This window comes from Aureimonas frigidaquae (assembly GCF_001463905.1).
GTDB lineage: Bacteria > Pseudomonadota > Alphaproteobacteria > Rhizobiales > Rhizobiaceae > Aureimonas > Aureimonas frigidaquae.
In genome coordinates this window covers 207,582-228,586 of the sequence record NZ_BBWR01000008.1, presented here as the reverse complement: position 1 = coordinate 228,586, position 21,005 = coordinate 207,582, and the positions used below count along the sequence as shown (strand labels likewise).

At 67.2% G+C, this 21,005-nt stretch carries 23 protein-coding genes; 10 read left to right on the top strand and 13 right to left on the bottom strand.

The features are described 5' to 3' along the window. Positions 1-3 precede the first annotated feature (3 nt). The 6 genes from AUL30_RS09300 to AUL30_RS09275 all read left to right on the top strand — a co-directional run bounded on the left by AUL30_RS09300 (position 4) and on the right by AUL30_RS09275 (position 4,627). Complete coding sequence (locus tag AUL30_RS09300) at positions 4-330, top strand: Na+/H+ antiporter subunit E (RefSeq protein ID WP_244490770.1); 327 nt, start codon at positions 4-6, stop codon at positions 328-330. Then, positions 327-608 (top strand): monovalent cation/H+ antiporter complex subunit F, encoded by a 282-nt coding sequence (locus tag AUL30_RS09295; RefSeq protein WP_062227582.1) that lies wholly within the window; start codon positions 327-329, stop codon positions 606-608. Before AUL30_RS09300 ends, AUL30_RS09295 begins: the two co-directional genes overlap by 4 nt. Beyond that, positions 608-991, top strand: a complete 384-nt coding sequence (mnhG, locus tag AUL30_RS09290; RefSeq protein ID WP_062227581.1) for a monovalent cation/H(+) antiporter subunit G — start codon at positions 608-610, stop codon at positions 989-991. The genes AUL30_RS09295 and mnhG overlap by 1 nt, the downstream gene beginning before the upstream one ends. A 76-nt stretch (positions 992-1,067) precedes the next feature. Then, positions 1,068-2,837: an L-lactate permease gene (locus tag AUL30_RS09285; RefSeq protein ID WP_083507796.1), complete on the top strand. Its 1,770-nt coding sequence runs from the start codon at positions 1,068-1,070 to the stop codon at positions 2,835-2,837. A gap of 63 nt (positions 2,838-2,900) precedes the next feature. After that, positions 2,901-3,287 (top strand): thiol-disulfide oxidoreductase DCC family protein, encoded by a 387-nt coding sequence (locus tag AUL30_RS09280; protein ID WP_244490769.1) that lies wholly within the window; start codon positions 2,901-2,903, stop codon positions 3,285-3,287. After that, the gene (locus tag AUL30_RS09275) at positions 3,284-4,627 is read left to right on the top strand and encodes an ABC1 kinase family protein (protein ID WP_062227580.1); all 1,344 of its coding nucleotides are present in this window, start codon (positions 3,284-3,286) and stop codon (positions 4,625-4,627) included. Before AUL30_RS09280 ends, AUL30_RS09275 begins: the two co-directional genes overlap by 4 nt. A gap of 13 nt (positions 4,628-4,640) precedes the next feature. On the opposite strand, the gene AUL30_RS09270 is transcribed toward AUL30_RS09275, so the two are convergent. Genes AUL30_RS09270 through AUL30_RS09255 form a run of 4 tightly spaced genes read right to left on the bottom strand, consistent with a single transcriptional unit; the run spans position 4,641 to position 9,809 of the window. Then, on the bottom strand, positions 4,641-6,269 hold the full coding sequence (locus tag AUL30_RS09270; RefSeq protein ID WP_062227579.1) for an ABC transporter ATP-binding protein: 1,629 nt from the start codon (positions 6,267-6,269) through the stop codon (positions 4,641-4,643). Between the two features lie 2 nt (positions 6,270-6,271). Continuing rightward, positions 6,272-7,876 (bottom strand): gamma-glutamyltransferase, encoded by a 1,605-nt coding sequence (gene ggt, locus AUL30_RS09265; RefSeq protein ID WP_062227578.1) that lies wholly within the window; start codon positions 7,874-7,876, stop codon positions 6,272-6,274. After that, positions 7,873-8,631 carry a glucosamine-6-phosphate deaminase gene (locus AUL30_RS09260; RefSeq protein ID WP_062227577.1) on the bottom strand — a complete coding sequence of 253 codons (759 nt, stop codon included), beginning with the start codon at positions 8,629-8,631 and terminating at the stop codon, positions 7,873-7,875. The genes ggt and AUL30_RS09260 overlap by 4 nt, the downstream gene beginning before the upstream one ends. Next, positions 8,628-9,809, bottom strand: coding sequence for an ROK family transcriptional regulator (locus AUL30_RS09255; RefSeq protein ID WP_062227576.1), 1,182 nt, complete (start codon positions 9,807-9,809; stop codon positions 8,628-8,630). Before AUL30_RS09255 ends, AUL30_RS09260 begins: the two co-directional genes overlap by 4 nt. A 181-nt stretch (positions 9,810-9,990) precedes the next feature. On the opposite strand from AUL30_RS09255, the gene AUL30_RS09250 reads away from it, so the two are divergent. From AUL30_RS09250 to AUL30_RS09240, 3 genes are all read left to right on the top strand, one after another. Then, the gene (locus tag AUL30_RS09250) at positions 9,991-11,499 is read left to right on the top strand and encodes an ABC transporter substrate-binding protein (protein ID WP_062227575.1); all 1,509 of its coding nucleotides are present in this window, start codon (positions 9,991-9,993) and stop codon (positions 11,497-11,499) included. Positions 11,500-11,578: 79 nt separating this feature from the next. Beyond that, a complete protein-coding gene (locus AUL30_RS09245) occupies positions 11,579-12,520 on the top strand; it encodes an ABC transporter permease (protein WP_062227574.1) in 942 nt (313 codons plus the stop codon). Further along, positions 12,517-13,389, top strand: a complete 873-nt coding sequence (locus AUL30_RS09240) for an ABC transporter permease (protein ID WP_062227573.1) — start codon at positions 12,517-12,519, stop codon at positions 13,387-13,389. The genes AUL30_RS09245 and AUL30_RS09240 overlap by 4 nt, the downstream gene beginning before the upstream one ends. A 17-nt stretch (positions 13,390-13,406) precedes the next feature. Here AUL30_RS09240 and AUL30_RS09235 read toward each other — a convergent pair whose 3' ends face one another. The 3 genes from AUL30_RS09235 to ctlX form a co-directional block, all read right to left on the bottom strand. Further along, entirely contained in the window at positions 13,407-14,102 is a 696-nt protein-coding gene (locus tag AUL30_RS09235; protein ID WP_062227572.1) for an AIM24 family protein, read from the bottom strand. A 23-nt stretch (positions 14,103-14,125) separates the two neighbouring features. After that, complete coding sequence (locus AUL30_RS09230; RefSeq protein WP_062227571.1) at positions 14,126-14,554, bottom strand: lysozyme inhibitor LprI family protein; 429 nt, start codon at positions 14,552-14,554, stop codon at positions 14,126-14,128. 86 nt (positions 14,555-14,640) lie between these two features. Further along, a complete protein-coding gene (gene ctlX, locus AUL30_RS09225; RefSeq protein ID WP_062227570.1) occupies positions 14,641-15,591 on the bottom strand; it encodes a citrulline utilization hydrolase CtlX in 951 nt (316 codons plus the stop codon). Between the two features lie 134 nt (positions 15,592-15,725). On the opposite strand from ctlX, the gene AUL30_RS09220 reads away from it, so the two are divergent. Next, complete coding sequence (locus tag AUL30_RS09220) at positions 15,726-16,151, top strand: Lrp/AsnC family transcriptional regulator (RefSeq protein ID WP_062227569.1); 426 nt, start codon at positions 15,726-15,728, stop codon at positions 16,149-16,151. A gap of 21 nt (positions 16,152-16,172) precedes the next feature. Here AUL30_RS09220 and AUL30_RS09215 read toward each other — a convergent pair whose 3' ends face one another. From AUL30_RS09215 to AUL30_RS09190, 6 genes are all read right to left on the bottom strand, one after another. Beyond that, positions 16,173-17,132, bottom strand: coding sequence for an arginase family protein (locus AUL30_RS09215; RefSeq protein ID WP_062227568.1), 960 nt, complete (start codon positions 17,130-17,132; stop codon positions 16,173-16,175). Positions 17,133-17,176: 44 nt separating this feature from the next. Next, entirely contained in the window at positions 17,177-17,860 is a 684-nt protein-coding gene (locus tag AUL30_RS09210) for an ABC transporter permease (protein WP_062227567.1), read from the bottom strand. Further along, positions 17,857-18,546, bottom strand: a complete 690-nt coding sequence (locus AUL30_RS09205; protein ID WP_062227566.1) for an ABC transporter permease — start codon at positions 18,544-18,546, stop codon at positions 17,857-17,859. The genes AUL30_RS09210 and AUL30_RS09205 overlap by 4 nt, the downstream gene beginning before the upstream one ends. Positions 18,547-18,549: 3 nt before the next feature. Then, entirely contained in the window at positions 18,550-19,317 is a 768-nt protein-coding gene (locus tag AUL30_RS09200) for a transporter substrate-binding domain-containing protein (protein WP_062227565.1), read from the bottom strand. Between the two features lie 87 nt (positions 19,318-19,404). Next, positions 19,405-20,178, bottom strand: a complete 774-nt coding sequence (locus AUL30_RS09195; RefSeq protein WP_062227564.1) for an ATP-binding cassette domain-containing protein — start codon at positions 20,176-20,178, stop codon at positions 19,405-19,407. A 35-nt stretch (positions 20,179-20,213) separates the two neighbouring features. After that, positions 20,214-20,828 carry a helix-turn-helix domain-containing protein gene (locus AUL30_RS09190; RefSeq protein WP_062227563.1) on the bottom strand — a complete coding sequence of 205 codons (615 nt, stop codon included), beginning with the start codon at positions 20,826-20,828 and terminating at the stop codon, positions 20,214-20,216. Positions 20,829-21,005: the final 177 nt, after the last annotated feature.

Genomic DNA, 21,005 nt, shown 5'->3' with positions numbered 1-21,005 from the left:
CCAATGTCCCGAACAATCGCCGCGCTCGGCCTCGGCTGCATCTTCCTGAGGGAACTCCTCCTGTCCTCCATCGCCGTGGCGCGGGCGGCCTTTGCCCGCCGGCCCGAGACGCGGTCGGCCATCGTGGCCGTACCGGTGCGTCTGAAGACGGATCACGGCATCGCCATGCTGGCCAACATGATCACCCTGACGCCGGGGACATGCTCGCTCCATGTCAGCCCGGACCGGCGCTGGATCTATGTCCATGCGCTGGATGCGCCGGACCCGGAAGCCCTCGTCCGGGATATCTCCACCACCTTCGAAGCCCGCATCGCCCGGATCGAACCATGAGCCTGCAGCTGGATGCCATCGCGGACATCGTCACCGGCGGGCTCGTCGCCTTGCTGGCGGTTCCGCTCGCCATGACCTTCTGGCGCATGGTGCGGGGCCCAAGCCTGGCGGACCGTTTCGTGGCCGTAGACATGCTGACCGGGATCGCCGTCGCCATCGCGGCGCTGACGGCCTCCCTGACGGCTCGGCGCGAATTTCTGGATGTCGCCATCGGCATCGCGCTCATGTCCTTCGTGGCCACCTGCGCCTTCGCCGCCTTTCTGGAACGGAAACGCTGATGCCGATCCTGTCGCTCGCGGCGCTTGCCTGCCAGATCGTCGGTGCAATCTTCATCTTCGCCGCGGCGCTCGGGCTCATCCGCTTTTCCGATCCCTTCCAGCGCATGCATGCCGCCACCAAGGCCGGAACGGTGGGGGCGATCTTCACCGTCCTCGGCGCGATCCTGTCCTTGCAGACGGTGGGTGCCACCATCGTCGGCCTTTTCGTCATCGCCTTCCTGATCCTGACCGTGCCCATTGCCGGCCATCTCCTCGGCCGCGCCATCTACGTATCGGGGGGCGACATGCAGGGCCTTGCCGGGCCGGACGCGCTCGACGGCGTCCTGCCGCGCCAATCCCAGCCACTGGAAAACCGGTCCGGAACGGAGCACCACGACGCCTGATCGGCAAAACGTGATTGTCCCTGACCGAATGATTGCTGGCACAATCGCTCCGACTGGAACTTGGGAGGGGATACCAGTGCCGCAATTTGCCCTGTTCGCCATGGCACTTCTGCCCATCGCCATCGTGCTCGTGCTGCTCGTCATCCTGCGACGCTCGGCCAAGCTTTCCATGCTCGTGGCCTATGTCGTCACGGTGGGTCTGGCCATGGCGGTCTGGGGGCTCGACCTGTCCGTGGTGGGCGCCGCGACGGTCAACGGCCTGGTCACCGCCCTGGCGCTGCTCTTCATCATCTTCGGGGCGATCCTCGTCCTGGAGACGGTGCAGGAGAGCGGGGCGGTGCGCGCCATCCGCGATGGCTTCACGGCGCTGTCCCCCGACCGGCGTGTCCAGGCCATCATCATCGCCTGGCTCTTCGGCTCGATGATAGAGGGCGCCTCCGGCTTCGGAACGCCGGCGGCGGTCGCCGCGCCGCTCCTCGTCGCCATCGGCTTCCCGGCCATGGCCGCGGTGCTCGTCACGCTCATCATCCAGTCGACACCGGTGTCCTTCGGCGCGGTCGGCACCCCCATGCTGGTCGGCGTGACGACGGGCCTGTCGAACAATGAAGGCGTCGCGGCCAGCATCGCGCCGGTCTCCCTGCCCGAATACATCGTCATGCTGGCGGCCAATGTGGCGCTCGTCCATGCGCTGGTCGGCTTTATCATCCCGCTGATCATGGTGGGCATGATGACCCGCTTTTTCGGCGCGAACCGATCCTTCCGCGACGGTTTCGCCGTCTGGCCCTTCGCGCTCTTCTGCGGCTTTGCCTTCACCCTTCCCTATTACCTCGTCGCGCTCCTGCTCGGCCCGGAATTCCCATCGCTCCTCGGCGGGCTGATCGGCCTTCTGATCGTGGTGCCCGCCACGCGGCGCGGCTTCCTGCAGCCCACGACGAGCTTCGAGTTTCCCAAGCGCGCCGGCTGGAACGAAAGCTGGTTCGGCACGCTCGCACCGGCGCAGCTGCAGGCGGACGCGCCAGGCACCCGCCGGATCGGACTGCTGCGGGCCTGGTCGCCCTATTTCGTCATCGCGGTGCTGCTCGTGGCCACCCGCACGATCGATCCGTTGAAGGCGGCGCTGACCTCGGCCGCCGCCACGCTGTCCTTTCCCGACCTCTTCGGCTCCGGCATCAGCGCCAATGCCGAACTCCTCTATTCGCCGGGCACGATCATGATCGTCACCTCGCTCATCGCCTTCTTCGTCTTCGGCATGAGCGCGAAGGCCTATGGCCGGGCCTGGAGCAATTCGGCGCGCACCATGGTGGCGGCGGCGCCGGCCTTGCTGATCGCCGTCCCGATGGTGCAGGTCTTCCTGAATACGGGGCGCGGCAGCCTGGATTCCATGCCCCTTATCCTTGCGGAAACGACGGCGGGCGCCACCGGCGCCTTGTGGCCGCTCTTTGCGCCGCTGATCGGCGCCCTCGGCGCCTTCATCGCTGGCTCGAACACCGTTTCGAACATGATGTTCTCGCTCTTCCAGTTCTCTGCGGCCGAGCAGATCGGACTGACAGGCCTTGCCACGATCGGCGTCGTCACGCTGCAGGCCGTGGGCGGCGCGGCCGGCAACATGATCTGCGTCCACAATGTCGTGGCGGCCTCGGCCGTGGTCGGCCTGACCGACCGCGAAGGCGATATCATCCGCATGACGCTGATCCCCATGGCTTACTACACGCTCCAGGCCGGGCTCATCGGCATGGCGCTGATCGCCGGCGGCCTGTGGTGGGCCCTCGCCGCCATCTGGCTGGCAGTGGTGCTGGCCGGCATGTTCGCCAATAGCGGGCGCAGTGCGCGGTTGCAGAGCGCCTGAGCGGCCCGCCGCTTTGCAAGCGTGATGCAATCTGCCGCAGGGCCGATTGCGGGCATTTGCGCGGTGGCGCACCATCTCTCGGGCATGGCTGTTGTGACGGTATGGTATGACGGGTCCTGCCCCCTCTGCAGTCGGGAGATCGCGCTGATCCGGCGGCTCGACCGCCGTGGATCGATTCGCTTCGTCGATGTGGCGCAAGCCGGCCCGGCCGCCTGCCCGATCGGGCGCGAGGCGCTTCTTGCACGCTTTCACGCCATGGAGAACGGACGGCTGCTCAGCGGCGCAGAAGCCTTTGCGGCCATGTGGCGTGCCGTACCGGCTCTTCGCCCCTTCGGCCGGCTCTTCGCCCGCCCCTTCGCTCTCATCGTGCTCGAGCGCCTCTACCGCATGTTTCTGCGCCTGCGGCCCGGCCTGCAACGGCTGGCGCGCAAAGGGGAGCCAAGGCGATGAGCAAGCGCGAAGACAATAAGCCCGGCCGCGCGGTGCCGAGCGGGCGGCTGTCGCGGCTGGGGCAGTTCGGCCGGCTGGCGGGCGGCCTGGCCGGCGGCATGCTGGCGGAGGGCGCCCGGCGGCTTGCCGACGGGCAGCGGCCACAGATGCGGGATATGCTTCTGACGCCGGGCAACCTCCTGCGCGTGGCCGACCGCCTGTCGCATCTGCGCGGAGCCGCCATGAAGCTTGGGCAGATGATCTCCCTCGATGCGGGAGATGCTCTGCCGGCAGAGCTTTCGCAGATCATGGCGCGGCTGCGCGCCAGCGCCGACCCCATGCCGCCCGCCCAGCTCGAGCGGGTGCTGACCGCCGAATGGGGGCGGGAATGGCGCCTGCGCTTCCAGCGTTTCGACGCCAGGCCCATTGCCGCGGCCTCGATCGGGCAGGTTCACCGCGCCCGCACGCAGGACGGGCGCGATCTGGCGATCAAGATCCAGTATCCCGGCGTGCGCGACAGCATCGATGCCGATGTCGACAATGTCGCCACGCTCCTGCGCGTCTCCGGCATCCTGCCGCCGACGCTCGACATTGCACCGCTCCTGGCCGAGGCCAAGACCCAGCTCCACGAGGAAACCGACTATCGGCGCGAAAGCGCGCAAATGGAGGCCTATGGCCGCCATCTGTCCGGCAATGACGCCTTCGTCGTTCCCGTTCCGGCGCCCGATTTCACGACCGACAACGCCCTTGCCATGTCCTATGTCGAGGGTGTCCCGATCGAGTCGATGGCCGAGGCCGCGCAAGGGGAGCGCGACCGTATCGCCGGGCTCCTCATCGAGCTGGTGCTCGATGAACTCTTCCGCTTCGGCATCATGCAGACCGATCCGAACTTCGCGAACTTCCGCTACCAGCCGGACAGCGGCCGGATCGTTCTCCTGGATTTCGGGGCGGCGCGCCCCGTCGCGCCGCAGACGTCGGAGGCCTATGCCAGGCTTCTGACCGCCGCCCTTGCCGGGGACCGCGCCGCGGTCCGGCGGGCTGCCGTCGAAGCCGGCTTCCTCGGCGAGGCGGCCGTGCGGCGGCACGGGGCGCTCGTCGACCGGATGATCGACATCATCCTTGCCGAGACGTCGCGCCCGCAACCTTTCGACTTTGCGGATCGGCGCTTCCTGGCCGTCGTGCGCGAACAGGCCGCTTCGGTGGCGAGCGTCCGGGAATCCTGGCACATTCCGCCGACCGATACGCTGTTCGTGCAGCGCAAGATCAGCGGCATGGCGCTACTGGCGGCGCGCCTGCGCGCAAGAGTCGATGTGCGCCCTCTGGTCGAGACGCGGCTTGGAACGGAACGCGTGGCCGACTGACGACCCCGTTCCCTCAATGCACCGCCAACCGCCCGCGCCCACCCTCCCCGCCGGGGATCGCCGCCAACAGCGCGCGCGTATAGGAATGCTGCGGATCGGCGAAGAGTTGCGCCGTGGGGGCGATCTCCACGATCCTGCCGCGCTGCATGACGGCGACCCGGTCGCAGACCTGCGCCGCCACATGAAGATCATGAGTGATGAAGAGCATGGCGAGGTTCAGCCGCGTCTTCAGAACGGCGAGTTCCTTCAACACCTGCGCCTGCACCGTCACATCCAGTGCGGAGACGGCCTCGTCGGCGATCAGCACTTCCGGATCGAGCGCCAGCGCGCGGGCAATGCCGATGCGCTGGCGCTGGCCGCCGGAAAAGGCGTGTGGCAGGCGGGAGCTGGCCGCCGCCGACAAGCCGACCAGTTCCAGGAGCTCGGCTGCCCGCGCCAGCGCCTGGCGGCGGGGCACGCCCCGCGCCATCGGCCCGTCGGCGATCGACAGGCCGACAGGCCGCCTTGGGTTCAGGGAGGCGTAGGGATCCTGGAACACCATCTGGATGCGGCTGCGGCCCTGCCGCAGGGCAGCGCCGGACATCTGCGTGAAGGAGCGGCCGGACAGATGGATGGTGCCGGCATCGGGCTCGACGATCCGGGTGACCAGCTTGGCGATGCTGGATTTGCCCGAACCCGATTCCCCCACAAGGCCCAGCGTTTCGCCGCGGCAGATGGAAAAGCTCACATCGTCGACCGCCAGCACTTCGCGCATCGGCCCCATCAGCCCGGCGCGTGTCCGGTAGGTTTTCCGCAGCCCCTCGACCTGCAGGGCCACATCGGCGCCCCGCGCCAGCGACGGCGCGGCGGGCACGCCCGTCGGCACGGCGGCCAGGAGCGCGCGCGTATAAGGGTGCTGCGGCACCGAGAGGACCTGCGACACCGGCCCCTCTTCCACCACGATGCCGCGCTGGAGCACCAGGACCCGATCGGCGATGTCGGCCACCACGCCGAAATCATGGGTGATGAACATCACCGCCGTGCCGCGCCGCCTCTGTATGTCGCGCATCAGCTTGAGGACCTGGGCCTGCGTCGTCACGTCGAGCGCGGTGGTCGGCTCGTCCGCGATGATGAGATCGGGCTCGAGCGCCAGGGCCATGGCGATCATGGCCCGTTGCCGCTGCCCGCCCGAAAGCTGGTGCGGATAGGCGTTCAAGAGGTTCTCGGGATCGGGAAGATGCACTTCCCGGGCAAGGTCCAGGCATCGCGCGCGGCGCTCGGCCGGCGTCAAAAGGTCATGCGCCTCGAAGACTTCGGCGATCTGGTCGCCCACCCGCATGGACGGGTTCAGCGCCGTCATCGGCTCCTGGAAGATCATGGAGATGCGGGCCCCACGGATGCGGCGCATCTGGCCGGCATCGGCCTTCAGAAGATCGATCCCGTCATAGATGGCCTGCCCACCCTCCACCGCGATGACCTTGGGCAGAAGGCCCATGAGGGCCTGGGCGCAGAGCGATTTGCCGGAGCCCGATTCCCCCACGATGCAGACGATTTCATCACGCCGCAGCTCCAGGTCCATGCCTTTGAGGGCAAACTCCCTGTCCGCGCCGATGGGAAGGCGCAGGCTCAAATCCCGGATCGATACGACGCTCGTCTGGCTCATGCTCAATACCCCAGTGCAACACCGTCCTTGCGATGGTCCGAAGCGCCCCACAGGACGCCACGCTCCCGGTCGATCCAGATGGCCTGGCAGCCGCCGAGCGGTGCGTCGGCCCAAAGCGTGTGGTGCCCCCGCCGCTCGAGCTCCTGCCAGACCGTCTCCGGTATGGTCGTCTCCAGCGTCAGCGCCCCGTCCGTATAGAAGGTGCGCGGCTGATCGCTGGCCATCTGGACGTCCAGCCCATGATCCAGGATCTGCGACAGGATGTGGACGTGCCCGAGCGCCTGGTACTGCCCGCCCATCACGCCGAAGCTCATGACAGGCCGGCCGTCCTGCAGCACCATGGCGGGAATGATCGTGTGGAACGGCCGCTTGCGCGGGCCGATGACATTGGGATGGCCCGGCTCCAGCGAAAAGCCGCAACCCCGGTTCTGGAACAGGACGCCCGCCTCCGGCGCATAGAGCCCGCTGCCAAAGGCAAAGAAGATGGAGTTGATGAGCGACAGCGCGTTGCCATCTGCGTCCACCACCGTCACATAGACCGTATCGCGGTGCACGGGCATGTCGAAGCGCTCGGGCGGCGAGGCCCGGTCCATCCGGATCTCGGCGCGCAGCGCATCGATGAACCGGTCGGACAGAAGATCGTCGGCCGACAGGCGCATATGGTCGGGATCGGCGAAGTACAGGTCCCGCTGGCGGTAGGCGGCCTTGGTCGCCTCTGCGAAAAGGTGGATCCGGTCCGCCTGCGACAGGTCCGGCGCGGCAAGGTCGAACCCGTCCAGAATCCGCGCGATGATCAGCGCGGCGAGGCCCTGCCCGTTGGGCGGGCACTCGACGAGCTCGTAGCCGCGGTACGGGGCGGAAATGGGCGCCGTCTGCGTGGCGCTGTAGCTGGCGAAATCCTCCAGCCTGTGCAGCCCGCCCAGGGCCTGCAGCGTCTCCACCATGTTGCGGGCCACGGGGCCTTCGTAAAAGGCGCTGCGCCCCTCGCGCGCAATGGCGTCCAGCGTTCGCGCAAGGGCCGGATTGGCGATCCGCTCGCCGATGGCGGGGGCGCGGCCCTGCGGCAGGAATTGCGCCTGCGTGGCCGCATCCGTGCTCAGGCGGTCGGCATAGCGGGCCCAGTCGAGCGCCACGCGCGGCGTGATGACGAAGCCCTCGCGCGCGGCCGTGATGGCGCGTTCCAGAATGCGCGGCAGGCCGATCCGGCCATAGCGCGCGCTGAGCTGGCACCAGGCATCCACGGCACCTGGAATGGTGACCGCATGGACCGAACGGTCCGGCACGCTTGCAAGGCCGAGCGCGGCAAGGTGCTCGCAGGTGGCGGCGGCGGGCGCCCTGCCCGATCCGTTCAACGCGACGGGCACCCCGCCGGCCGGGCAGTAGAGCGCGAAACAATCCCCGCCGATGCCGGTCATGTGCGGATCGACCACGCCTTGCAGCGCCACGGCGGCCAGGCCGGCATCCACGGCGTTGCCGCCCGCTTCCAGGATCGCCAGCCCGGCGAGCGTCGCCTCCGGATGCGAGGTGGCGATCATCGCCTGACCGGCCACCGCCACGGACTTTCCGGGCTGCATGAAATCCCGCTCGATGATGGTTTGGCCGATCATGTCGTCTCCTCAAGGCGTGACGCCGCCGCGGCGTCGCAGACGACGGTGACGTCGCCATGCAATTGCAGGAACGAGGCCGGGCACGCAGGGCCGACAGGTCCGTCGAAGGCCCGCGCCAGACTGTCGGCCTTTCCGGCCCCGATGGCCAGAAGCACGATCGAACGCGCCTCAAGGATCGTGCTTATCCCCATGGTCACCGCATGGGTGGGAAGCACCGCGCCTTGCGGAAAGTCGCCGGCATTGGCGCGGCGGGTCGATTCCTCCAGCCGCACGATGCGCGTGCGGCTGTCACGCGCGGCGCCCGGTTCATTGAAGCCGATATGGCCGTTGCGCCCGATGCCGAGGAGTTGCAGCCCGATGCCCCCGGCCCGGGCGATCTGCGCCTCGAAGGCGTCCGGCGCCTGTGGGTCCGGCAGGTGGTAGCGCCCCGGCGCCATGTCCACATGGTCGAAGAGGTGGCGGCGCATATAGCTGGCGAAGCTGGACGGATCCTCTGCCAGCAAGCCGCAATATTCGTCGAGATTGAAACTCTCGGCCTCGGCGAAGCTCAACCGGCCCTGCACGAAGCGCTCGCGCAGCGCGGCATAGACGGGCACCATGGTGCGCCCCGTCGCAAGGCCGAGAACGGGCCGGCTTTCCCGCGCCAGATACGCCGCGATCCTCTCTGCCACATGCGCATCGGCCAGCGGCGCGTCGGGCATGACGAGGATGCGGGGGCGATGGGTCGCAACAGACGTGTCGATGCGTTCGCTCATGGCCGCCCCACCCGTGCGGGCTCGACGTTCAGGAGCTGCGCGCGCAACAGGTCCTGGCTCTGGCCGATCGTGCCGAGCAGCCCGGCCCGGCGGCCGAGCGTGCTGATCACGCATTCCGGCGGCGTCGGTGTGGCGAGCGCGACAAAATGGCGGATCATATCCACGAGTTCCTCCCGCTCCCCGATACTGCCGCCCATGACCACACGTTGCGGGTCCAGTATCGCACAGGTGGCCACGATCCCGAGCGCGATCTGGCGGGCCGCCTCGGTCAGGACGGCCGTGGCGATGGCATCCCCCTTCTGGCTGGCGGCGAAGATGTCACGCATCGTGCTTCCGGGCGCGCCACCCGCGCCCTCGTAGCGCTCGCACAGGGCAATGCTGCCGACGCTGCGTTCGAGCACGCCGGCGTGAAAATTGCGGGCGTCGAAAGCATCGCCGCCGATCGGCAAGGTCGCAACCTCTCCGGCCGCGCCGCGCGCGCCGGACAGGATCCGCCCCTCGTTGATGATGCCCATGCCGATCCCCGTGCCGAGGGCAATGAACACGAAACAGGCAATGTCGCGCCCCTCGCCCTGCCACATTTCTCCCTTGGCGGCCATGTTCACATCATTGTCGACCCGCAGCTCGAAGCCGAGCTTCTCCCTCAGGTCGTCCTCGATCGCATAGCCGTTCATGCCGGCGATGTTGGGCACCATGAAGAGCTTGCGCGCGGCCTTGTCGAAGGCCCCGGGAATGCCGATGGCCCCGGCGGCGATGCGATCGCGCGATTGTCCGGCCATCTCCGTCAGCCGCCGGCAGCACTCCACGAGCTGGTCGGCGAAGGCATGGGGCCCGTCCTGCGTGGTCGGCACTTCCAGCTCCGCCAGGACGCGGCCTTTGGCATCGGCCAGGGCGGTGTGGATCTTCGTGCCGCCCACATCCGCCCCGAACAGAAGCGCGCGCGACGGGGCCAGTTCATAGACGGCGGCGCTGCGGCCGACCGTACCGGAGACGCGGCCGGCCAGCGCCAGCCAGCCGTCTTCCTCCAGCTCGCGGAACACATCCGACATGGTCTGCTTGGACAGGCCGGACAGGCGAGCCAGTTCTGCGCGGGAGACCTGATCATTGTCCATTGCCGCCAGGATGACCGCCCGCTGGATCTGCTGGCGCGAGGAAAAGGTCTGATGGGCAAGGATCATGAAACACCGGCTTAGTTCGCACGCTGGACAAACTATCGGGAGAAGTGACCGGGTCAACCGAAAATCCGCAGTTCGCAGCGGCCTTTGGACAAAAATTCGGAAATGTTAGTTCGCGAACTTTACAATTGCCGCTGCGTATAGTTCGCTACCGCAGATTGAGCCATGCTCCGCGAGAGGGACGATGACGAAGACCGTGCGAACGCTTTCCATCCTGGCCGCCATGATGCTGGCCGGCATGTCCTGCGCCAGCGCAGCCACGCTGCGGGTTGCCTTGCAGGACGATCCCGATGCGCTGGACCCGGCCCAGGGTGGCACCTATACGGGCCGCATCGTCTTCGAGGCACTGTGCGACAAGCTCGTCGACATCGATGCCGAGCTCGGCATCGTGCCGCGGCTCGCCACCGCCTGGCAGTGGAACGATGCCAATACGGAGCTGACGCTGACCCTGCGGCAGGGCGTCGTCTACCATGACGGCACCCCGTTCGACGCCCAGTCCGTCAAAGCCAATATCGAACGCATGAAGAGCCTTGCGGAATCGCGCCGCAAGGCGGAACTGTCGCCGGTGACGGAGGTCGTCGTCGTCGATCCGCAGACGGTGACTCTGAAGCTCGACGCACCCTTCGCACCGCTCCTGTCGGTGCTGACCGACCGGGCGGGCATGATGGTATCGCCCAAGGCGGCGGAGGCGGCGGGCGACGGCTTCGCGGCCGCGCCCGTCTGCTCGGGGCCGTTCAAGTTCGTCTCACGCAGCGCGCGGGACTCCATCGTGGTCGAGAAATTCGCCGATTACTGGAATGCCGATGCGATCGGCTACGATCGCGTGGAATATCTCATCCTGCCCGATTCCACGGTGCGCCTGTCGCGCCTGCAGGCGGGGGATCTGGATGTGGCCGAGCGTATCTCTCCCACCGATCTCGCGACGGTGCAGGGCGACGACCGGCTGGCGATCCACCAGTCGCCGGGGCTTGGCGTATCGCATCTCTTCATCAATATGCGGCCGGACACGGGCGGCCCGCTCGCCGAACATGCCGAGCTGCGTCAGGCGCTCGAAGCCTCTCTCGATCGCACGGCCATCAACCAGGTGGCCTTCAACGGCGCCTTCACGGCCGACAATCAGATGCTCACACCGCTGAGCCCCTTCCACAGCCCGAACCATCCCATGCCGGGGCGGGACATCGCCAAGGCAAGGCAGCTGATCGAGGCGACGGGCGTGCCCGCGCCGACGCTCGAGATCACCTATGAAAACTCGCTGACCGATGGGCGCGTGGCGCAGATCATCCAGGCGATGGTCGCGGAAGCGGGCTTTGCGGTGGAGCTACTGCCACTGGAAACCTCGTCCGCGATCGAGCGCTACCAGGCCGGCAATTTCCAGCTCTATATCGGCAACTGGAGCGGCCGCGCAGATCCCGATCCGACGCTGAACACCTTCTTCAGCACCACCGGCAGCCAGAACCTCAACGGCTACGACAACGCAACGGTGGACACCCTTCTGACAGAGGCGCGGCAGGCCGTCGGCCAGGAAGAGCGCATCGCGCTCTATGAAAAACTAACCGGCATCCTCCTGACCGATCTGCCGACCATCCCGCTCTATCATCCGTCCTGGATCTATGGCGCCAAGGCGGACATCGAAGGCATCGCCATCTATCCGGACGGGCTCCTGCGCCTGACCGGCGTCAAGCCCGCCAACTGAACGGCTCCATCACGGCGGTGCGGGACTGGACCCGCCCCGCCACCGACCCGGCTTCTGCGACAAGGCCCCTGGCATGGCGATGCTGAACTTCATCCTGCGGCGGCTTCTGGCGGCGGTCCCGACGCTGCTGATCCTGTCGGTCTTCGTCTTTCTGCTCTTGAAGCTCCTGCCGGGCGATCCGGCGCTCGCTTTGGCGGGCGAAGACCGCGACCCGGCCGTGATCGAAAGCATTCGCGCCAAATACGGGCTGGATCAGCCCCTGCCCGTCCAGTACGTGACGTGGCTCGGCAACCTCCTGCAGGGTGATTTCGGGACCTCGATCCGCACCCGCCTGCCAATCGGCGAGATGCTTTTGCAGCGCCTGCCGGTCACGCTGCAACTTTCGCTCCAGGCGATCCTCATTGCCATCGTGATCGGCGTTCCGGCCGGCGTCTACGCCGCCATACGGCGCGGCAGCATCGCCGATGTGGCCGTCACCACCATCGGGCTTGCCGGTCTGTCGGTGCCGAGCTTCTGGCTCGGCATCATGCTCATCATGGCCTTCGCCGTTTCGCTCGGCTGGCTGCCGAGCGGCGGCTTCGTTCATTTCACGCAGTCTCCGCTCGACAATCTGCGCCATACGATCCTGCCGAGCCTTGTCCTCGGCACGGCGGCGGCGGCCATCATCATGCGCCATACCCGCAACTCCATGCTGACGGTCCTGCGCCAGGATTACGTGCGCACCGCGCGCGCCAAAGGGCTGAAGGAGCGGGTCGTCATCCTGCGCCATGCCCTGCGCAACGGTCTGACCCCCGTTGTCACCACGGGAACGCTCCATCTGGGTGAGCTCCTGTCCGGTGCGGTGCTGACCGAACAGGTTTTCGGCATACCCGGCTTCGGCAAGATGATCGTCGATGGCGTCTTCAGCCGGGACTACGCCGTGGTGCAGGCCGTCATCCTGTGCTCGGCGGCGATCTTCCTCCTGCTCAGCCTGATCGCCGACATCCTCTATGTGAAGCTTAGCCCGAGGCTGCAACCATGAGTCTCTCGGCAGACCCGGCCGCCCTTCCCCCTGCCGCCGCGCGCGGCAACGCCTTCTGGCGGCGCGTCCTGACCCAGCGCAGCGCGGTGATCGGCCTTGTCATCATTCTCTTCTTCGTGGTGCTGGCCGTCTTCGCGCCGCTGATCGCACCTTACGATCCGCTCGCCTCCGACTGGCTGAACGTGCGCAAGGCACCGTCGGCCCTGCACTGGATGGGAACGGACGATCTGGGGCGCGACATCACCTCGCGGATCATCTATGGCGCGCGCGCCTCGCTGCTCGCCGGCCTGATCGCGGTCGGCATCGCCATCCTGGCCGGGCTGCCGCTCGGCCTGATCGCGGGCTATTACGGCGGCTGGGTCGATACGATCATTTCCCGCTGCACGGACGCGCTTCTGGCCTGCCCGTTTCTGGTCCTGGCCATTGCGCTCGCCGCCTTTCTGGGCGCGAGCCTCGAAAACGCGATGATCGCCATCGGCATCTCCGCCATGCCCATTTTCATCCGGCTGGTGCGCGGCCAGGTGCTCACCATCAAGCACGAGGATTTCGTCACCGCGGCCCGCGGCCAGGGCATGCGGGACCGCAGCATCATCCTGGCGCATATCCTGCCCAACGTGGTCACGCCCGTCGTGGTGCAGGCCACCATCACCATGGCCGTCGCCATCCTTGCGGAGGCGAGCCTCGCCTTCCTGGGCCTCGGCCAGCGGCCGCCCGCCGCCTCCTGGGGCAGCATGCTGGACGTGGCGCGCCAGTTCATGACCGACGCGCCCTGGATGTCCGTCTGGCCGGGCCTGGCCATCGTGACCATCGTCCTCGGCTTCAACCTAGCTGGCGACGGGCTGAACGATGCCATGAACCGCAAGGACTAGCGCCCGGAGTTGCAATCTCACTTGCCCTCGTGCGGCATGTAGCGGGCCAGCGCATGGGCAAGCTTCGGCACGGTCAGCGTCTGCAGCCAGACCCGGCCGGGGCCGGTCAACTGCGCCAGGAAGAGCCCGTCCCCGCCGAAGACGACATTGCGCACGCCGCGGATTGTCGTGATCTCGAAGGAGACGCCATCCTCGAACATGCCGACATGGCCCGGATGGACGGAGATCGTCTCGCCGGCGGCAAGGTCGCGCACCACCGTCTCACCGCCGAGTTCGACCCAGGCCGTGCCGGTCCCCGAAAGCTTCTGCAGCACGAAGCCATCGCCGCCGAACATGCCGGCGCCCAGCGATTGCTGGATGCCCGTGGACAGGACGACACCGTCCGTTCCGCACAGAAAGCCGTCATGGTGGATCAGGCAGCCGCGTGCGCCATGCAGCGGCACCTCATGAATGGCACCCGGAACGCGGGCGGCGAAGGCGACCGACCCGCCGCTGCCACCGGCCTCGAACTCGGTCAGAAACAGCCCGCCGCCGGAGACGGCCCGCCCCACCGCGCCCCAGAAGCCGCTGCTGCCAGCCGCCGCCGTGGTGGTGCGCATGTCGATCGTGCCCTGCATCCAGGACAGTTGGTCCGGCTCGGCGACGACCTTCTCGCCGGGCTGCAGGTCGAGTTCCAGAACGGGCAGCGTGGTTCCGGTCAGGGTAGCCTTCATAGGGGTGCGCTCCAGGGAGTGGGTCAGTTCGCGGTGTATCGCTTCGTCAGTTCGTCCGTGCGCGCCAGCGTCATGGCGAGCACGCAGGCCTTTTGCGCCGCATTGGCGCCGCTGCCGGAATTCCATTCCGCAACGATCAGGTCGAAGGCGCAATTGGCATCTCGGAAGGCGATCCAGGCTCGCTGTGCCGCACGCAGCTCGTCGTGCCAGGATGTCTTGTCCGCCGGGATGTCCTGCGTGGCGTCGATGTAAGCACCGGCCTTGGCATAGGCGGCGTTCAGCGCCGCGTCGGCTGCGGTGTTCGCATCGTTCAGGCAATTGTCGAGTTCGTACCCGCCATACTGGTCGCAATCTGTCGACGGCGCCCATTGGGCCCGGGCCGGCTGGGACCACGCGCCGACGGCCATCAGCACCAGGCCGGCCCCCGCGAGAGAGAGGATTTTGCTGCGCATGAACCTGCCTCATGAAGGATGGACGGTTGACGGGAGCAAATTATGGAGCGGCACAGGCGGCCCGGAAAGGCCTCCCGTTCACAATGTCATGCCGCCTCCGCCGCCCGTGCGACCCGCCGGGACAGGTGGACGCCGGCCAGCATGCAGCGCACGGAGCCGCCGGCCAGCTCGATGGTCGCGACATCGAGCGCCAGGATGGGCAGAAGCGCTTCGACTGCCGCCCGTTGGTCCGGCCGCAGGGATGCCGCCGCGCGGGACGACATGGCCAGGAAGCGCCCATCGCGCCCTTGCAATTCCAGCGCATTGCCGGCGAAATCCTGGATCTGCCCGTAATCCAGGGCAATGACACGGCGCCCCGTTTCCTCCAGCCGGGCGACGATCTCCGCGCGGCGGGCTGGATCGTGAATCGTATCCAACCCGACCAGAGCGAGCTCGGTGCCCACGCACATCACGACATTGGTGTGGTAGATGAGCCGCCCGTTCGGATCGGCCGCTTCGAAGAGCATGGGCTCGAAGTTGAAATGCGTGCAAAAGCGCTCCAGCGCGACATCGTTCGTCCGGTTCGATCGGGCCGCATAGGCGATGCGCCCGATATGATCGAGGACCATCGCCCCCGTCCCTTCCAGGAACACTTCGTCCGCTTCCAGGCCGGAATAGTCGATGACGTCCTGAACCCGGTAGCGTGCCTTCAGCATCTCGATCACGTCGGCGCGCCGCTCGCGCCGCCGGCTTTCGTTGAACATCGGGAAGATCGCGACATGCCCGCCCGAATGGGTCGAGAACCAGTTGTTCGGAAAGACCGAGTCCGGCGTCTGGCGGGTTTCGTCCTCGAACAGGTGGACGCTCACGCCGGCTGCGCGCAGGCGCTCGGCCATGCGCGTGACCTCGTCGAAGGCGTCTGCCGCGATCTCGCCGGCCGTGCGGTGCCCGTCGCCCGACTGGAAGACGTTGTCCGCCTCGGTCTCTGGATTGGGGGTGAAGTGGTGGGGCCGCACCATCACCACGCTGGCCGGAGCCTGGATTGCGAAACCGCGCATGGGGGAAACTCTCATCTGTCTGTCCTGGCCTCGTGCTGCGAGGATAGTTTGTCGTTCTGTCGGCTCAAACGCCTATGCTATGCATTTTCGCAGGCTGGAGCCGCCAGACTGCGCGGGCAAAAGGAGCAGATTGCATGGTCGCACTGGATGATCTGGACCGGCGCATGATCGCCATCCTGCGCTCCGACGGGCGCGCCCCGATTTCCAAGCTGGCCGCCATGCTGGGTGTGACGCGCGGGACGGTCCAGGCGCGGCTGGACCGGCTTCTGGACAGTGGCGCGGTGCTGGGCTTCACCGTGCGTGTCCGGCAGGACCATGATCACGACGCGATCCGCGCCGTCATGATGATCGAGGTGGCCGGCAAGTCCACCAGCGCCATCATCAAGCGCCTGCGGGGCCTGCCGGAACTCCACTCGCTCCACACGACCAACGGCGCCTGGGACCTCGTGGCCGAACTGCGCGCCACCTCCTTGCCGGACTTCGACCGCGTCCTGCGGGAAGTCCGGCAGATCGACGGCATCCTCAACAGCGAGACGAGCATCCTCCTCTCCTCCGTCTGAGACGCGAAACACGCCAAGCCGTCAGTCCGCCTGGCGCGCCAGAACGCCGAGCGCGGTGGTGATGACGCGTGCGACGGCGAGCGCGCCCATGCCATCGATATCGCGCTCGGGCATGAACTCGACGAAGTCCATGGCAGCGATGCGTCCACGCTGTGCCGCGCCGCGGATCAGGTCCACCGTCTGGTCGTAGCTGAGGCCGCCGAAGGAGCGTGCGATCACGCCGGGCACGATGGAGGGGTCCAACGCATCGGCATCGATGCAGATGATGATCTCGCTCCCCTGCGGTATGGCCGCCAGCGCCGCCTCCACGCCCTCACGGTGCAACTGGCGCGCCGGCACGAAGGTGACGCCCCAGGCGCGGGCGGCCTCGTAATCCTCTGCCGCTGCGGAGCCGATGCCGCGCGCGCCCACCTGCACGATCCGCTCGATATGAGGCATTTCCGATGCCCGCCGCATGGTCGAAGACAGGCCGAGCCGCTCATCCATGTGCTTGTCTCGCCAGTCGATATGCGCGTCGATCTGCAGGATCGTGTAGCGCTTGTTCCCGGGCGCCTCCCCGAGCGCCTGGATCATCGGGATGGGGATGGAATCGTCGCCGCCCAAGAGCACCGGAACCGCCCCGCGCGCCACGACGCGCGCCACCGCCTGGCGGATCGCCTCGCGGTTGCCTGCGGCATCGGCCTCGTCGAAGGGCAGGTTGCCGCAATCCACCGCGCGCCGGCCGGCATCGGGAAAGACCGGGCCGCCGCTGTCGAAATCGTAGCGGTCGATATTGGCCGTCAGCGCGGCGGTGGCCTGGCGCAGCGCGTCGGGCGCGTTGCGGCAATAGGCGCCGACCGCGCGGTAGGGTGTCGCACAGGGCGCGCCGATGAGCGCGATGGGCGCCGTCAGGGCGGACAGGTCCGTGCAGGCCTCAAGCCCCAGGAAGGTGGAGGTGCCGGCCGCACCGAACAGGGCGCCGAGATCGGGATTGTGGGTCATGAATTCCAACGTCGATGATGGGAAGGCGGTCAAGGTGCGCGCACTCAGGCGCGCAGGTAGCCGGCCCAGCGCGCCTGGGCGAGCTGGAACAGGAGGACGAGCACCAGCGTCATGACCAGGTAGATCCCGGCCGCGGTCACATAGGGCTCGAACATGATGTAGTGATTGAGCGTGATGTTGCGGGCGACGCCCGTGACCTCCAGGAGCGTCACGGTGCTGGCGAGGGAGGTTGCATGCAGCATCATGATCGTCTCGTTGCCGTAGAGCGTCAGCGAACGTGTCAGCATGGCGGGGATGAGGATGCGCCGCGCCCGCGTGAGCGGCGACATGCCGTAGGCGCGGGCGGCCTCGATCTCGCCCGGCGGCAGGTGCCGCAGCCCGCCGGCGAAGATTTCGGTCGTATAGGCGGTGGAATTGAGCACGAAGGCCAGGATCGCGCAGATGAGCGGGCTGGACAGCCACGGCCACAGAATGCTCTCCCGGATCCACCCGAACTGCGCCAGCCCGTAATAAATGAGGAAGAGCTGCACCAGAAGCGGCGTGCCCCGGAAGATGAGCGTGTAGAGGGCGATGGCATTGCGCAGCACGCCATTCTGCGCGTTGCGCCCGAGCGCGAGCGGCAGCGCCAGCACGAAGGATATGGCCAGCGCGCTGAGCGTCAGGATGAGCGTCAGCCGCGCTCCGGTGGCGAAGAGGCCGAGATTGTCGCCGATAACGTCCCAGCTCATCGGCCCAGCACCTTCACGCCGGCCTCGAAGCGCCGGGCGATACGCGTCAGGACCCAGAGCGAGAGGGCGGTGAGCGCAAGGTAGAAGGCGCCCGCCAAAAGATAATAGGTGAAGGGCTGGCCCGTCGCCTCCGCCGCGCCGCGCGCCCGGAACATGACGTCCTGGAGCCCGAGCAGCGATACGAGCGCTGTCGCCTTGGCCAGGACCAGCCAGTTGTTGGTGAAGCCCGGCAGGGCAAGCCGGGTCATCTGCGGAACCTCGATGCGCCAGAAGATCCGGAAACGTCCAAGGCCATAGGCCCTCGCCGCCTCGATCTGGCCCTTGGGAATGTTCATCAAGGCGCCCCGGAAGGTCTCGGCCATATAGGCGCCGAAGATGATTCCGAGCGTCGCCGCGCCGGCGACGAAGGGGCTGAACTCGACATAGGCATCGATATCGAGCGCCAGCAGCGCCTCGTTCAGGAGGGCGGGAAGCGAGTAGAAGACCAGGAGCATCATCACCAGATCCGGAATGCCCCGGACGAGCGATGTGTAGAGCGCGGCGGACCAGCGCAGCGCCCGTGACGGGGACAGCTTGGCCAGTGCCGCCGCAATGCCGATCAGGACGGCCAGGACGAGCGACAGGAACGCCAGCGCCAGGGTGATCCACCCTGCCGCCAGCACCGACACGACATAGCCGGCCTGCATGGCTTATTCCTCGCCGAAATACTTGGCGTCGAGCGCGGCGAGCGTGCCGTCCTCGCGGATCTTCGCCAGGCCGGCATTGATCTTGTCGACCAGCTCGCCATTGCGGCGGTTGATGGCGATGGCCACGCCCTCACCGAATTCCGGCGCATCGGCACCCGTCAAGCGCGGGCCGACCAGTTCGAAATCCTGTGCGCCCGCCCCCTTCAGGAAGCTGTGCGTGATCTGCGCCTCGTAGCTCATATGCAGGTCCGCACGGCCGGCCGTCAGTTCCAGATAGGGGGCGCTGCCGCCGTCATAGCGGCGGATGGTCGCCTGCGGATAGGTTTTGGTCACGTAGGCATCCATCGGCGTGCCGGTCTGCACGGCAATGACCTTGCCGGCCAGCCCTTCGGGCGAAACGTCCAGATCCGCGCCCTTGCGGGCGACGAAGCGGAAGATGGGCCGGCTGTAGACATCGCTGAAGGCCATGATCTTGCGGCGGGCTTCCGTCACGGTGAGCTGCGAGATCAGGGCATCGTACTTGCCGGCCTGCAGGCCGGGGATCATCCCGTCCCAGGCGGCCGCGATGATATCGCAGTCGAGCGCGGCCGCCGTGCAGACGGCGTCCATCAGCTCGATGTCGTAGCCGACCAGCTTGCCGTTGGCGTCGACGGATTCGAAGGGCGGAAAGGTCGCGTCGGTGGCGATGGTCACGGTCTGCGCATGCGCCGGCATGGCCAGTGCCGCCAGTGCAATGAGGCTGCTGCCGATGAGGGATGTAAAACGGTTCATGGAACGTGTCTCTCTTCTTGTGGAAGGGTGGAGCATGCGTTTCGACGCCGGGCCCAAGCGCCGAAATCCCTGTGCCGGGCGCCGCGCTCAGGCGTGCAGGCGGCCGGCGAGAAACTGTTGAAGGCGCGGGCTTTGTGCGCGGGAGAAGAGGTCGTCCGGGGTTCCCTCTTCCTCCACCGTGCCGGCGTGCAGGAACATGACGCGCGACGACAAATGCCGCGCAAATCCCATTTCATGCGTGACGACGACCATGGTGCGCCCCTCCTCCGCCAGCGCCTGCATGACGCGGAGCACCTCGCCCACAAGTTCCGGGTCGAGGGCGGAGGTCGGCTCGTCGAAGAGCATGACGTCGGGCTCCATGGTCAGCGCGCGGGCAATGGCCACACGCTGCTGCTGGCCGCCCGAAAGCTGGCTCGGGTAACGATCGAGCATGTCCGGCCGAAGCCCGACCTTTTCCAGGTTGCGGCGCGCCCGGTCGACGGCATCCCGGCGCGCCAGGCCGAGCACGCTGACGGGCGCCTCCACCACATTGTCCAGGATGGTCATGTGCGACCACAGGCAGAAATTCTGGAACACCATGGCCAGCCGCGCCCGCATGCGCTGCAACTGCGCGGGCTTTCGTGCGCGGAGCGTCCCGTCGCGGCGGTCGGGGATCAGTTCGAGCGCCTCTCCGTTGACGCTGATCGTGCCCGCATTGGGCCGCTCCAGAAGGTTGATGCAGCGCAGGAAGGTGCTCTTGCCCGAACCGCTGGATCCGATGATGCTGATGACATCGCCTGCGGTGGCGGACAGGTTGATGCCCTTGAGCACCTCCGTTTCGCCGAACCGCTTGTGGATGCCACGGATGTGAAGCTTGTCCATGGACCTGTCCGCCAGAGGGTCTGTCCGCCCGCCGCTCAGGCGGGCGGCGGCACGATCGTCCAGAGCGTCACGCAGGGCTCGCTCTCGGACGGGTTGCGCCAGGTGTGGGGAATCTTCGGGTCGAAGCTCAGCGTATCGCCCGATGTCATGTGGTAATCCTCGCCGCCGACGGAGATGTCGAGGCAACCGCTGATCACATGCACGAGGTCGAGGTCCGCACGCAGCGAATAGGGCTCCGGCCCCGAGCCGCCGCCCGGCGCCACGACGGAATGCAGCGCCATCATGTGCTCGTTGCCCACGCCGCCGATGATCCGCTCGCGCATGCCGATGCCGCCCAGATTGATCGGGGCCCCCTCTCCCGCCTTGACGAAACGCGTCGCCGGCGGATCGAAGATGGCGCCCGGGCGCACGTCGAGCGCGTCGCAGATGCGCAGGAGCGAGGCGATGGACGCCTGGACGAGATCCCGCTCGAAGCGGCTGAGAAAGGATTTGCTGACACCCGCGCGCTCGGCGACCGTGTCGATGGAAATCCGCTTCTGCAGGCGAAAGGCGCGGAGCCGGGCACCGACATTGAAGCCGTTCGGCGAACTCGTCGCGGATGGGTCCGCCGTGTCCGCTCCGCTCTCGAAGGGCTTTTCTCGCGCTACCATGAGTGCCTCAAGCTGTTTCTCTACAGGCAACATTATCGATTCCGATGCGCGAGAAAAGCCTTTTGTTGTCGAGTTTGGGAAGAAATCGAAGTTGCATAATGGGCAACCAGATTTGTGCCCACTGAAGATGCAACCTGCCGCCCGAACGCGCAGAGCAGTGGGCTTCCGCAAACGCAG